Consider the following 18,888-nt stretch of genomic DNA (forward strand, 5'->3'; position numbering starts at 1 on the left):
GGTCATTATACCAGCGGGCCAGCCCAGTCAGCAAACAGGCTGTCCAGCTCATCATCGGCTACTTCGGAGTCCCGTACATCATCCAGATCAAATTCAGGATTGAAGCTCAACTCCAAATTCGTTTCTTCCGGTTCCAGATCGTCTGAAAGATCTGTTTCATAGGAAACTTCGAATAGGGATCCGATCTGCAGATCCTGATCTACTGACTGCTCCACAATCAGACTCGAACTTGAAAGCGGCAGCTCAGGAGCCAGATACCAGGCAGGTGCTGTTCCTGTCTGGAGTCCGGATGATTGTGATGATGCTTTATTCGCGATCTGCTGTTGCTCTGGTGCAACGACAGGTTGCGTTCGGGGAGCAACAGGATTCGTTACGGGAGTGGATTCTGTCGTTGTGAGGCTCACTAAACTGGATGCCATCAACGGTGCACTGAGTGGGGTGATCACAGCGCCGTCTGCATTATTGTAAGCGGCCTGTAGAACTTGAATGTCCAGTGTGGAGATCATCTTCCTGGTCGAGGGGTCCAGCGTTGCCCCCATGATGTCGTCCGGATAGAACGTCTCATCGATATGCAGCCCGTCATCTGTCAGCGGAGCAATAAAGTCCCAGCTGACAAACTGAACCTGTCCGGAATCACTGGTTTGCAGCTGGTTTGTATAAGGAGAATAGCTTGTAGTGAAACCGGCAGCATGACCAATTTCATGCAGTAGCACTGTATACAGATCATAGTGGCCTTCAGCTGCAGAACCGGCAATCGCCTGTCCGTTGCTGTCAAATGCAAGACCATCAACCGATGAGTACCAGCCCAGACCGCCTGCATCGTCATCAATGTAAACACGCCCCTTGACAGGAATGCCGTTTTCATCGAGTTCCAGAATATGCCCTTCGCCCAGTTGTTGACCACCAAGATCAGTCACGACGACTTGAACTGCCAGGTCAGGATTTCCAGTTGCGGTTTTCCATTCATCGGTGGCGGCATCGATCAGCGTACTCAGGCTGTCGCTGCCCTCAGTGGTAATGGCAGAACCGTACCATTCCTGAGGGAAGTTAGTCGGGAAGGAAATCTGTTGCCCCGTGCCTCTGGATCGGTTGTAGTTTGTTGCCAGGAAAATCAGGTCTCGATAGTTGATTTTCCCGCTCTTGTCAAAGTCAAGAGACCAGGCCAGCCCTGATTCCGCTCCTACAACGGAAGTATCATAATAGGAAGTGAATGTAATCAGATCCCGGTAGTTGATCGTACCATCATCGTTCAGGTCGAACGGCACTGCCCAGAGTTCTGTATCCAGTGTTTCGCCTGTGGAAGCAGTGACATCACCAAAGTCTGTGACATCCAGAGATGCATTGACGACTCGGATACCCAGGTTATGGGGGCCGAGGAAACCAGTTACTTGATCGATGGCAACGTTATCCTCGCCAATCGATTCAAATTTGACTCGCGCCAGCAGAACCTGGCCGCTGCCACCAAGATTACCCTGACCGTTCTGACCACTGATTCCAGAGACAATACCCGCCTGATCATCAATGCTGGCTGCACTGGAACCACCAAAGGCAGAACCAAACTCGACCGCGGTTGCAGTAAAGTAGTCTGTATTGTATTCCAGATCGAAGTTACCGCCGCTGATGCCGGAACCATCGCTGGTATTACCCCAGACTTCAACCCAGAAACTGTCCCATTCATCGATCCAGTCCACACTGTCAGGTACTGTCTCGGTTTCGCCATTCGCATTGGTTGCTGTTGGCGCTGTCACCAGTGAGGTACTGATCGTAGTATTGGGAGAAGCGGTTCCCGTCAACGGTGGACCAGCGGGATCGATAATCGTTCCGGTGGCTGTTGTGGAAGGGAAGAACTCCAGTATTTGCAGGCCACTGAAAGTATCTGCGACAAACGCCAGGGTACCAGAGACGAACAGACTGCGGGCACTGCCCGGTGTGTCGAATGTATTGGCTATATCGCCTGTCGTTAAATCGATGACCTGCAGACCTGCCATTCCATCAGTCACGTAAGCAAAGTTACCAACGACCTTCACGCCAGTGGCGATACCGGGAGTGTGCAGTGTACGAACATAAAAAGCGGTAAAGGGGTCTGAGATATCGATAACCTGCACACCACCTTCACGATTTGCGACATAAGCCAGATTGCCAACTACGTCGAGACCAATCGCAGCACCACCGGGGGTGGCGACCGATTTGATCAATGTGGGATTTGCAGAATTAGAAACATCAACAATATGCAGTCCATTATTACCATCGGTGAGATAAGCAATATTTCCAATGACTTCCACACCGCCAGCCAGGCCACCGGGAGTTGATACCCCGAAATTACCTAAGATTGAAGGAGAGGCTGGATTAGTTACATCAATGATCTGTAATCCACCACCGTTTCCACTATCGTCCGCGACGTAGGCCAGGTTGCCAACCACTTGCACACCACGGGCACGGGCAGGGGTGGCAATACTACCGACAAATGTGGGATTCGCAGGATTAGAAATGTTAATAATCTGTAATCCTGCTTCGCCGACTGCCAGATAAGCCAGGTTACCGACGACATCAATCGCCTGAGCAATTCCCTGCTGGTTGAAGTCGTAAGCACCAACATGAACGGGGCTGGATGGATTACTGATATTAAAGATCTGTAATCCGCCATCCCGGTCAGCAATGTAGGCATAGTTACCCACCACATCGACGGCGACAGCAGCGTCTGTCGTTGCAGAACTGCTGCGAGCGTGAATGCTGGTCAGAAAGACCGAACGTCCGCTGGAGATCAGATTCGACAGGGTCAAGTCAAAGGTTTCCGGACTTTCCACAGTCGAATCCGGCCTCACGTTGACATCGACTGTCTGCTGAGTTTCACCTGCGATAAACGTCAAAGTATCAGCGAATGGGAAGTAGTCGTCTGGTGCGACGGCGGTTCCATTAAAGGTGGCAGCATCAACGGTAATATCAATATCAACCGGGTTGGAAAGTGTCACCGTGAACTGGAAGGGACTGTCGTTTTCCGTGCCAATCACAGGAGTGATTGACAGGGACGCCGAGTCGTCGTTAAGGATCGTTCCCGTTGCAGCAATGTTGGGTCCCGAGATGGGGGAAGTCGATACATTACGCCCCATATTCAACAGAGTACCGAACAGGACGGAGAAGTCTTCATCAGCTTCCACGACATTTTCATTGTTGATATGAATGGTAAAGTTCTTGGTTAATGGATCAGTCGCATTAAAGCTCAGGATCAGTGGTTGATCAACGGCGATTGCCGTGTAGTCGTTATCATCTAAGAGGGAAGAGACCGCTTCCGTATAAATCTCAACTGAAATATCCGTGTCGACCGGGTTTGACAGTGTAGCGGTAAAGGTCATGTCACCGTCTGATTCGAGCTGGGTCACATTATTAATGGTAATTGTCGCTTGATCATCATTGACGATGGTGCCTGTCGCGATGGTGGGTGACAGAGAAACATTCAGCCCGGCATTATTCAACTGGCTCAAAAGTACTCTGAAGACTTCATCTCGCTCTACCTTGAAATCCTCGGCAATCAAAACGGTAAAGGTTTGAGACGTTGGAATCGTTCCCGATGCAGGCGTTCCCGCAATTGTAAACTCCTGAGGACTCACGGGAAGATAATCACCATCGGCAACGGTTGCATTTCCAATCGCTGATCCAGGCAGATTTATACCGTCCCCAGTAGATACGGTGAAACTGACATTCTTAGAGATTCCAGCGGAAAGATTGACATTGAACGTCAGGCTGGTGTATCCAGGCGGCGTGTTCGGTGCGGGAGTTCCTTCATTGACTGATGCCGAAGTGATGCTGATGACACCTGCATCAAGACCGTTCTGGATGATTCCGATGCCTTCGGCTCCCGATGTGACATTCCTGCTGTTCGTTGCCAGGTTATCCATTGAAACTTTGAAGACTTCGTTCAGTTCGACGATACTGTCATTGACAACTTCCACGTCAAACTGGAATGACTGCTCTTCTTTGTTAAACGTAATCGCATAGGGAGAACTGGATGTAAGAAAATCAATATCAGCAAGTGCGGCATCGAGTCCAGGGAATGCCAAGAGTTCCGATGCACTCAGACCCTCGGCGTCCGCAGTTAAAGTGATCGTTGTATCTACCGGAGCCGTCAGGCTTGCCGTAAATCGAAATACACTACCGTTGGCTTCTTCGGTTTGAGATACTCGGGAGATGTTGACTTGAGCGGTGTCGGTATTCAGGATTGTTCCGGTTGCTGACCCAGTGCCAACGACATCACGACCACCGTCTGACAAACTTGTATTATCAAGTGAAACTGTAAATTCTTCGTCTAATTCGACGACATTGTCATTATTGATGAAGACAGTAAAAGTCTTGAATCTTTCGCCTGAATTGAAGAGCAACTGATGATTCGAGACCGGGGTATAATCATTGTCAGAAACAAATCCTGAGAACGCATTAGAGAGGGCAGTGCCATCCGCTGTGTTGACATTGATTGAAACTGCTGTATCAACTTCGCGGGTCATTTCAACCGTGAATATGATCAAACCTGCTTCTTCATTCCGGCTCACATCCTGAATGTTGAACAATGCCTGATCATCGTTGAGTATTGTTCCCGTCGCTGATGTTGTTAAACCTCCACCAGCAAGTTCCACGTCAAAGTTCTGATTGTTCAGAAGATTGCTGAGCAGTACTGTTAAACGCTCGTTAAGTTCCACTTTGTCGTCACCGTTGATCGTGACGGTAAATGTTTCTGAGGTAGAACCTGCTGCGAAACTAATAGTATCGCTGGATGGATTGTAATCATTATCAACGACGGTTGCTTCCAGATCCTGCGTTGCAGCCGTGATTCCAATCGCCCCCGCAACCTGGTGATCCAGCGCGAGAGTAAAGGTCATTGTGGTCGTGGAACCATTGTCGGTTTCAACGACATCTTGACCTGAAATGGATAAAATCGCCTGATCATCGTTGATGATATTCCCACGACCGTTGGTTCCAAGAATCACATTTAAGCCACTCGCACTGAGTGAGCTCATGATAACATCGAAATACTCATCCAATTCGACGATCGTGTCAGTCGTCACATTAACGAGGAAATCAATCGAACTCGTCAACTGGTTAATGGTAATCGTGTTGTCGAACAGGGTGTAGTCATCGTTCCCGACTCCCGTACCGGCACCGCCGATAACATACGCTGATCCATCTTGTGTGGTAGCATCCACAGATACGCTGGCATCAACCAGATTGGAGAGGGAAGCTGTAAAGCGGTAAACTCCGGCCCCATCACCCGTGTCTTCATTTTCCTGTTGGGTCACCGTGTTGATATTCAGGATCGCCTGATCATTATCGTTGATTGTGACTTCCGCACTGTTTTGAGCCAACGGATCAATGATTGCATTGAAGAACACACCGGTAATTGCCAGATCAATCGTTTCATTAAACTCGACAACATCATCACCTATGATGGTGATGGTGAATGTTGCAGTTGTCTGATTTGCAGTAAAGGTAACGGGTGTATTCGCGATAATCGCGTTGTAATCGACACCCGAAGTTGCTGAACCCGTACCTGAATCAGAAATCAGCACCGTAGAAGCAGCCCCGATTTTATCCCGGGTCAGGGTGACATTCAGAGTCGTCAAAGTTCCCTGGTCTGTTTCGGTGACTGAATAAGTCGCTGAACTGAACTGAACGGTTGGCGGATCGTTGACGGTGATGTCGATCACATCCGTATCAAGCTCTGCCGGTCCGTCAAAGTTGGTCAGGTCACTGGTCGTCATTGTCAGAGTCGCCGGAGTGCCGATAGATGAATAATATCCGATGTCAGGAGTCCAGATGGTACCTTCCAGGGCCGCATTCACATTGGCGATCAATCCCTGGAACGTGAAAGTAGTTTCGTTTCCGAGTCCGTTGCCAGTCGTCATCAGCACATTGGCTGTAGTACCCAGTGTCAGTGTGCCGTTGACGGCGGTCAGCGTGACTGACACGAGACCATCCCCCAGAAACGCATCCGGGTCTGTCACTGTCAAAGCATTTCCATTGGCGGTGGAGAAGATCAGAGGCGTTTCTGATTCCGTACTGACGGCAGTGTTCGGGCTGTCTGGGATGGGAGTTGCATTAAAATTGTTAACTGGCGGATCATTGGTACCATCAGTGACAACAATAGAAAACGAAGTACTAGAGTCAATCTGATTCGGCTGCAGCAGGTTACCAGCACGATCGGTGATTCCTGTAGCGGCAGAGTTATCAACGGTGATCGTGTAACGCGTATCCAGTTCAAAAACACCAGCGACAGCCGAGAAAATCGCTTCATTGGTGTTTGAGTTGTAACTGAAGAGATAGTGAGTCCCTTCCTCCAGCAACGTTGTTCCAGTACTGGTTTGTGCGGTCAGGATAAACTGAGAGGAGTTGATCTGAGCATCGTCAATGCCAATGCCGGTGTCCCGCAGTTCAACAATCATGCTGGTAAACAGTTCCGGATTAGCAACATAGACTTGCGTGGCAACAGGGTCCAGGTCGAGGTCATTCACGTCGTTGTCTGGTGGTAAAGTGATGGTTGCTGTCGGACCGACGAAGTCAGCTCGTTCAATCGCACCGCGGTCTTTGAACACGTTCGATCCAAGACCCGGAGGAGGTGACTGGGTAGGATCGTCTACACGCAACTGTCCATAGGTGTCATAGCTGGGAGCAAAGACGTCTGAGGCGGGAATTCCCAGAGGTGTTTTCACAGCTGTATAGAGCGGGCGATCTGCCAGTCGGTTCAGCGAACTGTCGATGGCTTTCGAATTGTCAGCCAGATAGAAGTTTCCAGCAGCAGCATCGACAAACAATGCTTCGGTATCCAGCAGGTCAATCCAGTTGGTGCCCATCGTTCCGTTCACGAGATTACCCTGGAACAGGTTGGCGTCAACCACTACGGTAGCACCACCTGATGTCAGAACCGAGATACCACTAACAGTATTAGCAACGATATTATTGACAATGGTCGGACTGACTCGGGTGAATACATTGATTCCCTGCAGACCACCGTAGATAGTATTATTCACCACCTTCACTACCGGGATGACACTTTCCGGAGAAATGATATCACCGGTAATGTCAATTCCAGAGAACGTGGAATTGACAATCAGGTTGTTCTGCAATACAGCCCCGGGAGCCAGCTGTTGGGTATTCAGGTTCGGCAGAGCCCGCGTTCCACCCTGGTGGGGGAACCAGCCTTCGAAGACGTCACCACGAACGGTCTCAACGACGATACCATTTTGAGAACTCAGGATCTGGTTGCCTTCAATCAGCACCATACCCTGTTCTCTGCGGAAGTTGTCATCGCCCAGCAGCCCATCTTCTTCGACCAGACGATCGTTCGTATCGAACAATGTCGCGATCGCGATAAACGGATCGGTCGGGCTGACGAGAACTGCGTATTCCGTAGCACGCCTGATTTCCAGGTTATAGCTGCCCGTCAGGATCTGATCGGCGGCATCACCTGGTTCATTGTTACCGGCTCCATAGACATCGAAAAATGAGGAAACCAGAGTGCCGGCGTTGGTCACCATTTCACCACGTTCGGCAAAACCAACGATAATATCATCAATGTAGAAGCCTTCGCCCGTATTGTTCTGACCGCGTCTCTTACTGTTAAATGCAGAGTCAACGTCACCGTGTATGTCCGAGTCAAAATCTCCATGTTCACCAATAGACCCAGCAGTACTGTAATCAAAGCGGAGCTTTAAAAAGGACTGACCGGCAAATGCTGATAGATCGATACGCGCCTGACGCCAGACTCCTGTGCTGTCAAATAGTTCCTGCACATAATCACGTCCGGTATCAGCAGCATTGGTGTTTTCTGATGCTGTATGTGTGATATACGTGGGCAGTTCCCAGTCGTTGGATGAAGTTGACTTTGTGGAATTGTTGGTTGCAATTAAGTGCCAGACTCCACTGTCATCTTGTAAATAAACACGGGCACTATCTCGCATTTTGTTACTTGTAGACGAGTTTGTGCTCTCAGTGTCCAGGAAATAATTGAAATAAATTGTAGGGGCATCTTTAGCGGCGTAACCAGCCAGACTGAAAGTATTGGTTGTCAGGCTTCCTACTGCTCCCCCCGGTAGATTGACGTTGTTTCCGATGTTCGTGGTTGAATTGCTGGTCAAATCCCTCAGAAAATCTGCATCGAGTATTCCCAGTTGTGCACTCGCGGTCTCGTAAGACAGATAAGTGTTGTCCCCGGTTGTGAATTGTTCCAAGCCAAAGTAAAAACTGAGTGCACCGTTGCTTTGATTAAAACTATGCTGATCGTCAGCCAATTTGGCCAACTGTAAGTCGATTTCTGAAGGAACACGACTGTTATCGGGGGCCGCGTTGATTCCGTGACCAGCTTCTGTTCCCTGCGTACGTGTGGTGTGCCACAGATTGAAGTCCAGAGGTGAAAAGGCCAGTCCCTGAATAGTACCTTCTACCTGAGTAGGACTTTCATCATTATCAATGTTAGATGTTGTTGAAGCGACAGTGGTGTCTAAAGATACATCAAGTTGAGCGGTATTTGCACCTGAGTTGGCTGTCGTGACTTCGTCACCAAACACATTCATCAATGCGCCTGTTGAATCCAACGCCACTAAAGTCCCATTGTTTGTTGTTGCAAAGACATAATCACTATAGGCACCATCAAACAAGTTTTGAGGACCGAGAGCCGCGCCGGTGAAATTCATGGCTCCGTGATCTGCCAGCTCGCTGGAGATTAGTCCTTGTCCGGTGAATGCAGAATTTGTGACTGCACTATGGCTTAGAAGGCTAATATCAAGTACTTTTCCAGTGCTTGTAACTCCTATTAATTGAGTGCCACCATTCGTATCGACATGAAAGTTGTTGAATGCGATACCCTGAATTAAGCCCTGTCCACTAAAATCTGGGGCACCTTCTCCATTGTCAGTAAAAATGTCAATATCAGTCCCAGACGAAGGGTTTAATGCTTGATAGCCATTAGTGGCAGTGTTTCCTGTCATCCCGGCTTTTACTAGTCTACGCGCATTTGTATCATTGTTGATCTGAGAGACAATGTCCCCGAAATCCCAAGAACTAGAACCGCTGTTGTCACCATCTAGGGTAATTGTAATAAGAGCAGCTCCTAGGTTGACATCGATATCATTGGTTGTGCCATGCCTGAATTTTATTTGAACACCCTCTCCATCTTGACCTGGAACGACTGATTGAAAATACAGTGTACCAGATCGGGGTGTTGTGTTATTGTCTGTTCCAGAAGCAGTTACCCGTGCCGCTGTGACGTTCTCAGCCAGCAGATAGCCGCGGAAGCCATTTTGTAGAATATCGGAAGTTCCGATTTCAGAATTACCGAGGATAGCCCCCGAGTTTGGATCCGCCTGATACAATTTCTGGAATGTTCTGGAAGTACCTGAACCATCAATGCCTGTTTCAGTAACAACATAATAGAGTTCGTAGACAGGTGCACCACTTTGAGTGTTTACGCGAGCAAACGTCATAGCTTGTATGCTAACATCATTAGCACCAGTACCAGCTGTATTAAATAGACTCAATTGACGATTAAGATTTTGGAAAGAGTTTTCATCGTATGAGGTAGGTACTACCTGGTTCCCCGAAATCGTGGGGATATTTGTGGTTCCTACATTCTGTCGAGAAGTGACAGGCGTGCTTCCGCTATAACTACCCGCAGTATCAATGCGAATGAAGCGGTTGTTTTGTATGCCGTAAAGAATACCATCAGATCTCATGACCAGGTCGGTAATCTGCAAAGAGCTGTTGGTTGTACTGATTCCACCTATATCACCGATATTCGTTTCATAGACACCCTGTTGAGGGTCGACTGTTGCCAGGTTATGCCCGTTTGTTGTGAAGAGCACGACATCCGATAACTCGAACCCGGTGACGTGTGTACTGATACCTTCGCTGGGATCATCGGTGATGTCGAACAGTGGGGTGTCTGGTTCAATATCGACACCATTGGAGGAATAACCCTGGGAGCCGATATGGTCTTCCACGATTCGTTGCAGCGAGTTGATGGGTTCAAGCCGAACCAGGGCATTCGAGTTGGAACCGTTGTAAGTCGCCTCTAATGCTGTAGCAAGGCGGGTGTTGGAAGAGACGGCCACGTAATAGGTGCCCGCTTCCGGAAGATGGACACTGCCGATATACGGGTCCTGTGTTCCAAATGAACCCCGGGTGATGTCATCTGCGTCGGCGCCCTCGCCAATACCGGGTTGATCATCTTCGACGTTCGATTCGCGGCTCACAAAAATGAGTCGTCCTGAGGAATCGAAGACAGACAGTGTGGTATCAGCTCGACCGAGACCGTCTGCGTAATCGATATCGAATACGGTTGCCCAGGTCTTGCCACCTGCGTTTACACCAGCGATCGACTGAATGTCTTCGATCGTAATGTCAAACTGATAGAAATCGATGTCGCCCTCAGAGGAAAGTGTACCACTGACGCCAATCGTATTGCGGTCGCTGGTCAGCAGATTTCCCAGGTTCTGTGTGGCGAGGCCCGGATTGGCATCTCCACTTTCAACGGTCTCATTAATCAGTGGTGAATGAGCGGGAAGACCTGCCAGATAAATGGCATCAGTCGCATAGCGGATGTCGGAGTACCGAACGGTAGAACCGGGCTCTTCATCAACCTGTCGGAGTCGTATCTGCAACTGATATTCGCCGTTCGATTCACCACCTTTGATATCCGAAAGGTTGGCAGAGTTGCTTCGAACCCGAACGAAATAGGTTGTGAGGATACCATCCATGCCGGGAAGTACGATCCGCATACCGGCATCGTTGGGATTACTGGAATAGAAGTCACCACCAAAATTAGGATTTTCAATCAATGGGTTTGGTGTGATCGTCGCCGCAGAGGGAGCCGTGCCCCGAGTGGCATCGGTGTTATTGTTGGCGACTGCAATGACACGTCCGAGTGGGTCCAGCAGTTCTATCACGGTATCAAGAGCCAGTCCCGTGCGGTCGATGTCAATCCAGATTTGAGTACCAGCTTCGGCGTTGAAACTGTAGATATCTGCATCACCAGAGTTATTGCTGGCAATAGAGCCATGGACTTCGAAACCAAGTCGTCGGTTTTCATCACCACTTTTTTCATCTGGCGCCAGCTCTCCGAGGAACTGAGCTTTGCGGATGATGCCATTGACGTCCCCATTACCGTCAAGAACCGCCAGTTCATTTTCGTTGTAAATCGCGACATTGCGATCATGGCTCATTTGGAGGAATTGCAGCCCGGTCCAGTCTCCGGCCGCAGGAGCCGTGGAAACACCGGTGACAGTTTCTGTCACACTATAGCCGTCCAGGCCAATTCCAGATCCTATCGTGTCATCAAAGATCGATGTCAAAACGACCGGGTTTTGCGGGTCACCCATGATCTGCACGATGCCGCCAATTCGATCATTGATATCCAGACCGTGTCCAGTTGCCGTAAATCCGGCACCAGAGCCTAATTTCACAACCAGACTGGCGTTTGTCGAACTCTGTAAACGTAAGCCACCATAAGTATGGAAATTGTCAACCGTAATGGTGTCATACAGTACATGGTCAATATCAGTGTCATCCCAGACTGATTCAACCGTTAACAGTTCTCCACGAACAACCATTCCATTGGTGCCATTATTTTCAAACCGATTCAGGCGAACTAATGGTCCCGCATTACCATCCAGGTAGTCAAAGGCATCGTTAAGGCCTGTTGAACGACCATAGTCATCCAGAATATCTGACTTAAGTGAGTTGGCATTGATATCGACTACACTGCCACCATTGTTGACAAAACGGTTATTCACAATGATGGGCTGGGCACCACGCACGAAAATCGTGGTTGCCTCATTTCTGCCGAGGCCGTTGCGGTCTGTAGATGAAGCGACTCCGGCGTTACTTTCGAATAAGGTGTTGGAAACACGCAGGTCAGCCTGATGAACTTCGATGGCATTGAAACTGTCTGAGAACCCTTCAAGAGGGACCGTACCACCACCATAGGCAATAATCGCGTGGTCAATGGATCCATGTGAAGTCTGGTTAAGGATAATACCACCCCAGTCCCCTGCCTGAGCTTCTCGTTCATTAGCACCCTGGATGTCGTTGTTGGTTGTGTCGAAGGTTCCACCAGCACCGTAACGATCATCGAACAGTGAAGTGAAGATCACAGGTGCTTCCTCGGTCCCTTCTGCAATAATGCCTGCATTTCCTCGTCCTGTCTGGATCCGGGAACCGCCGAGTTTCACAACCATGCCTGCATCAAACACGACACTGCCACTGTAGCGTGCCTGCAGACCGGATCCGGTAGCGACAGGACCACCTGTTCCGGCTTCGATGAACAGATTTTCTGTAATGATGTGGACAATGTCAGTATCGTCAAATCGAGCAGTGACATTGACCTTATCGATATCCTGGCCAAACAGTGTTTCGGTGCGGATGAATAAACCATTGAGTGAGTTGTCAATGATCGTATTGCCGTAGATATCAGGACCGATTCGCTTCAGTGTCTGATCATGATTAAAATCGCCGCCCTTCATCAGAGTGACATCGAAGCTGTTAGGGTCCGCGGAGATGGCTGCATTAGCGCTGTAAGTGATTGTATTATATGCCAGTGTAGGACGGGCTTCGTCGATATGTATCGGGGCGACAGTCTGAAGGACAGAGCCGAGGTAGACCTGACCACCACCATAGCTGATATCGGCATGGGCGATATAGTTCAGGAAGACGGAATCGTCTTCATAGTCTGAGTCGGCACGGAAGATAATCCCGCCCCAGTCACCGGGATTGGCACCATCGGAGGGGCCATCATCGTCTCCCCCGACGGCGTCGTTACCATATGCCGTCAGGACCACCTGCGCATCAGGAGTCCCCAATATCTGCAGAGCGGCGTTGCTGCGATCTTCAAGTGTTGATGAACTGCCCACGTCGATGACAGTATTCTGCAGTTTGATGACCGCACCCTGGTCAATAACCACGGTGACGCCTTGCGGTACGATAATCGACTCTCCGTCTGCCAGGGCGTTGAAGTTGTCATCATAGCCAATCAGGTAATTATTACTGTCGTCTGTGGTACGCAGGTCACCATCGGTACCGCCGTTACCCAGAATGCGAATCACCTCTGTTGAAGCAGTAACGTTTTCTAAAGCTTCTGAAATGGTGGTATAAACCGGTCCCGTAAGTCCAGCACCGTTGGTCTTATCGACGTAGATGGTATTCGAAGAGTCGCTGGCGACAAACCAGAAATCATAAGCGCCGCCGGGGGTGCCATCGGAATCACCGTCGAATTGTGTTCCCGTTTCATCCAGAAGAATTTCACTGTTGGTTGGGGTGTTATTGTCCACGACAGGATCAGCGGCGAAGTTCAGTCTCAATTCATATTGGCCGTCTGTGGAACCATTGTCGCCTGAGTTTTCAATTTCCGGATTGTAATTATCATTGCCGGTGCTGGTCACACCGATGAAGTAGGTTCCCGCAGCTAAATTCAGTTCCAGGAACGAATCATTACTGAAGTAATCATCGTTGCGGGCAATAACGTTATGGTCTTCATCAAACAATGTGAGTACGCTGTTGAGGAGGCTGGAGTTGGTAAGTCTTTCGGCAAAGACCTCTGCTCGAAATGTACCGGATTCGGCCAGATTGAATTCATACAAATCGATATCGTTGGCGTCAGTCCGATAAAGTCTGAGCAGATGAGTGATGTCATAATCACCTGGGTAGACGGTTTGTCCACCAGCTTGAGGTAAGGAGTCTCCCATTACAGAGGGAATGTCCAAGGCATGGCCTAATCCAAGTGAGTGGCCGATTTCATGGAAGGCAGTACCCATCCAGGAACCGCCATAAACATCATCTGAAGGATTGGTATAGTCGGAATAATCCATGATGACCATCGGACCGGTCGAAACGCCACCTACTCCACCGGGGCCGACAGGCAGACCCGGGTCTGCAACGCGCAGGTCACCGGTGACCACCGTAATGCCCTGATTTGCAGATTCGACAAATTCAATTCCCAGGTAATACGCATAGATTTCAAAGATTTCGCGTGTGCGCTGTTTTTGTTCTTCTGTAATGGCATTATGCAACTGATTGCCTTGGACATCGGTGCCATATGCGTCACGGAAGTTATAGTAAACCACTGAGACAGAACCTGCTGTAACAGGGTTTGTTCCAACGCTTCCGATATGCGCATCCAGTGTTGCCGGTAATTGTCGATGGCCGGGCTCATCGTTTCCACCTGGCAGGGGAGGTAAACCGATTCCCTGTGGCTGAATTTGTGAAGTGATGACAAACTCTTCTGCCCCAGGATTCCATGCAATGGGAACATCCTCTGTGGCATCGTTCGCTGTAGGATTAAGAGTGGTTGCTGTAACAAATGAGGAATTTTTATCGGGGATATTTTCTACACTCAGTAACTGATCATTGGTGGAGTCGAAGAAATAGGGGGTGTTTCCCGTACCAATCGCAACTGATGTCAATACGCCAAGTTGAGCTTCTGTTGCTACAACTCCAGAAGTACTGACTGAAGTAGCTCCACCACCGGCAATGACATCCACAAGACGTTCGGCAGGATCGGCATAAGGATTTAATCTGACGATGTAGCCTGCTGAGTCGGCATAAATCAGATATCCATTGGCATCGAAGGTGAATTCTGTGGCTGTGGACAGGTTGAGGTCAGTTGCCAAAACTCCGGTGGCAAGGGGAGTACTTCCACCCCCGGCTACAGGGTTTAATAAATCTGTGGGGTCAGCCGGGTCAAAGGTCAGGTCGAAGGATGAACCACCGTGAAAGACAGAATGTCCCGAGTGGAAATCGATGTAGTAAATTCCTTCATCTAAATCTGGATACGAAGAGTATGGTGCAGGTGCAATTCCAGGTATTGTATAACCAGGTGTGAGAATGAAAAGATTGCCTAAGGAATCATATTTCAGATCAATTATATCAATGCCTATTCCGAAGGGAGCAGTACCAAATTGAGTGGAAACTCCTGCAAGGACAAGCCCTGAATTTCCATCAATCAGTATTAACTGACCAGCACCTGAGTCATGAAAACTAATATTTCCTTCACTATCAATGGTTAACTGATCTGGGGTATCCAACAGCAGGTCCGTGGGAACATCACCAGTATCGGGAGTATCATCAAATCCTCCCCCGGCGATTACCGTTACCAGTTGTGAGATCGCATCGATTTTCAGGATATGTGCACCATCGGTAAAGTACAGGTTACCGTTTGCATCCAGGACAATATCACGAGGGCCTGAAGGGGACAGTTGCAAATCACTCGCAAAGATCCCGTTAGCAGGTGCCGTTGAACCATTTCCGGCGATGACTGTAATTATGCCGGTCTGGTGATTTACTTTAAGAATACGACGCGTACCTGAGTCATTATGAACAAAATAGTAATCACCGGAACCATCGACGACGAGACTCGATGGATCATTCAGGTTCAGATCAGCAATGGTTGTTACGCCACTGATGGGTGTAGAAGTCGCTCCGCCGCCTGCGAGGATCGAAATCGTTTCGCTGTCGAAACCGATTGTTGAGTATGTGTTCTCAGCATTATCAGGGGTATCAGACACGCCCACACGCAGTCGATACTGATGCCCGGCATCCAGAGACGTGGAAAGCTTCAGTACGGTCACGTCTGATAAAGGATCGTAGGTGGCAGTATAACTGGTTGTCAGCAGTGGAGTATCATTATTAGAGGTGTCAATGATCTGATAGAAACGCGAATCATTTGCCAGGTCAGGATTCAAGTCATCATCGTTGAAATAAACCAGAATCTGGTCGTCGCGGGCTACCAGGTCACCATCTGCTCGGGTGAGTCCGGGAGTGTCGGGATCGACGAGTGCAAACGAAATGGCAGGTGTAAATGAATCACCCGTGATCGTCAGGTCTGCATCACTTTGTTCCATTGTTGCATAGCCACCGTTTGCCATTGCCAGCAGGGAACCATTAAAGACTCCCAGGATGGTTGTTGCGATATCGGAAGCCGAATCAGCGGCTGAATAAGCTACCTGGAGATTATTTGTGTCGTTTAAGCCACTGCCATCCAGATCCATCTCAAAGGTAACAACAGCACCACCCACGGAAATGGTGAAGGTGTCTCCGTCCTGCAGGTCGGTTACGTCACCTACAGACAAAATCTGTTCGCGTAAAACAGGCTGCGAGACGACAGCAACGACTTTCGCTCCCAGATCGAGTTCGAAGTTGATGATCTGATCTTCGCCGTTCTGGGTTCCATCCTCAGTAAAGTCTCGGAATGCATCTCCAGTCAGGTTGAGTAAAGGGTCAGCGCCGGTTCCGAAGATCGTGATCTGATAATGATCATCGGGTAGTGCTGAAGCAAAGCGGACGATGACTTCGTTTGGATTGTCGCCAATTCCTACATATCCGGGCTCAATAGTCACCTCATTGCCGTCTGCAAATGTGCCATCCAAACCACTGCGGACAATCTGAATACCTCCCAGCGAAGTGGGATCTATCTCCTGGCCAGGCGAAAATACGAAGGTCAGTTCCTGCGGCGCTTCGTTGTAAACCTCACCATCTGTGAGAGAGAGGTCGATATTTGGTTCGATATTAACCAGCGAAGCTCCCGCTAACAGGGTGCGGTCTTCCAACTTTTCAGCAGTGGAATAGCAACTGGCATAGTTTTTGATTTTATCTCGGCTTTGGCGTTTTCTCTGGCCTCTGCGAAGGCAGTTTAACAAGGATATAGATCTGCGAAATGACGACACGAAGGATGGACGGCCCACAACCATGGTTTCAGTCTCTCTAGCAAATTGAAATAAGAATCAAGAGAATTTGATTCTAGATGTTATTGATTGGCCAAAAATATTATCCGATTTAAGTTTAATAATGACAAATTCAGATGAAGTAGTTTTTTTCTAAGAATGGATTATTCCGAATTATCTGATTATTGTTAAATAAGCTAAAATAGACAAAGTGAGTAGTCAATATAAATCTACTCAGATAAACGCTTATATCTTTAAAAACAATCATATCGATCAGTTGAGCTTCTCAACCATAATCTGAAGCTCTATTTGATCATAGATTGTAAATCGATTGTGGATAACCTGTTTGGTTAGGAACTCCAGGCGTAGATTCAAGTGTATTGTTATGCATGAGGTTCTGAAAAAGACCAATTTACAGCTGTGTTGTATTCATGTGTTTAGTGTTGTGCCAAGGCCTGTCTGATGGAAACTCGAACGATTGAGTTTGCAATTTCTAACTGTCTATACCAAATTTATTCTTCAATATTCAAAAAATCTAAAGCCGGTGTCCCCCCCTGCATCCACTTCCTTTTTGACTCCAGTCGCAATAAACTATGGATCTTTGATGGTCATAAGTGATTCATAGTAAATGCCTTCAGTAAATAAAGAAATTCATGACTAAACCGCTGATAGTGATCAATGTGGTTGGGCTCACCTGGGAGATGCTGGGAGATCGCACCCCTCATTTAACGAAGCTGGCAAATCAGGGGTTTTCCAGGTCCATGGGAACAGTACTGCCGGCCGTCACCTGTTCTGCCCAGTCCACTTTGTTGACAGGTTTACTGCCACGAGATCATGGGATTGTGGCGAATGGCTGGTATGCCCGCGATCTTGCCGAGGTCATGTTCTGGAAACAGTCCAATAGACTTGTCCAGGGCGAAAAAATCTTTGAAACAGCAAAACGTCGCGACCCTGCTTATACCACAGCGAAAATGTTCTGGTGGTATAACATGTATGCGCCGGTGGAATGGTCTGTTACTCCCAGGCCCAGTTATCCAGCGGATGGTCGAAAAGTCTTTGATTCCTACAGCCAGCCTGAAGGGCTGAAAGACGAATTGCAGTCAGAACTGGGAGTTTTCCCACTGCTGCGTTTCTGGGGAGCCGGAGCAGACATCACCAGTTCCCGCTGGATTGTTGATGCTTCGATTAAGGTATTTCAGGAGAAGAAACCAAACCTCACTTTAGTTTATTTGCCACATCTCGACTATAACCTGCAGCGTCTGGGAGCCAGTGATCCCGCCATCGACCAGGATATTCGTGAAATCGATCAGGAAGCAGGTCGACTGATTGAAGCTGGACAAAATGCAGGCGCCGAGATCGTTGTCCTCTCCGAATATGCTATTACCGATGTTTCCAAACCGGTTCATCTCAATCGAATTTTGAGAGAGCAGGGATGGCTGAAAGTCAGAAAAGAAGCGTTAGGCTGGGAAACCATGGACTGCGGTGCTTCCGAGGCGTTCGCCGTTGCCGATCACCAGGTTGCGCATGTTTACGTGCAACGGCCTGAGAGGATTTCTGCTGTCAAAGCACTGCTCGAAAACACTGAAGGTGTAGAGCTGGTTCTTGCTCGCAGTCAGCAGGCTGAGTTCGGCATTGACCACGAGCGGTCAGGAGAACTGGTTGTGATTGCAGCTCCGGGAGCCTGGTTTACTTATTACTTCTGGCTGGATGATTCGCTGGCACCCGATTATGCGCGTACGGTCGATATTCACCGTAAGCCTGGCTATGACCCGGTCGAACTGTTTATTGATCCAGCCATTAAGTTCCCCAAAATGCGAATCGCAAGTCGACTAGCCAGAAAAATCCTGGGCTTCCGTTACTATATGGATCTGACCAGTCTCGATGCATCTCTCGTCAAAGGCAGTCACGGTCGTTTACCACTTCCCGGAAAAGAAGACGCTGAAGCTCCCGTTTTTATCTGCTCGTCCAAAGCGATTGAGCGAGATGAGATTCCAATGACTGCTGTCAAAGATATGTTGCTGGAACTGCAGTTTGGTAAATAGTATCAGGCTCTGGTCAGACAAATTGGGGCCGAAATTACGCTGATCAATCTTCGGCTTCCTGTCGTTCAAATTTCTTTGGCCCCAGTGTTGATAAATGCCCCAGCTTCTCAAAATCGGCATTGACTCAAAACAGCGTTCTGATGATGATTCCGCAG

The 18,888-nt window shown here is 48.8% G+C and carries 2 protein-coding genes; one reads left to right on the forward strand and one right to left on the reverse strand.

The genetic code is table 11. The features are described 5' to 3' along the window. Positions 1-5 precede the first annotated feature (5 nt). Entirely contained in the window at positions 6-16,667 is a 16,662-nt protein-coding gene (locus GmarT_RS03095) for a Calx-beta domain-containing protein (protein ID WP_187782335.1), read from the reverse strand. A gap of 677 nt (positions 16,668-17,344) precedes the next feature. Here GmarT_RS03095 and GmarT_RS03100 point away from each other — a divergent pair. Further along, the gene (locus GmarT_RS03100; RefSeq protein WP_002644407.1) at positions 17,345-18,733 is read left to right on the forward strand and encodes an alkaline phosphatase family protein; all 1,389 of its coding nucleotides are present in this window, start codon (positions 17,345-17,347) and stop codon (positions 18,731-18,733) included. The last annotated feature ends 155 nt before the right edge of the window (positions 18,734-18,888 follow it).

The sequence above is a fragment of the Gimesia maris genome (assembly GCF_008298035.1).
GTDB lineage: Bacteria > Planctomycetota > Planctomycetia > Planctomycetales > Planctomycetaceae > Gimesia > Gimesia maris.

Bases quoted from the DNA above. Each gene is read 5' to 3' on its own strand.
- GmarT_RS03100 (WP_002644407.1), top strand. From the start codon at position 17,345: ATGACTAAACCGCTGATAGTGATCAATGTGGTTGGGCTCACCTGGGAG.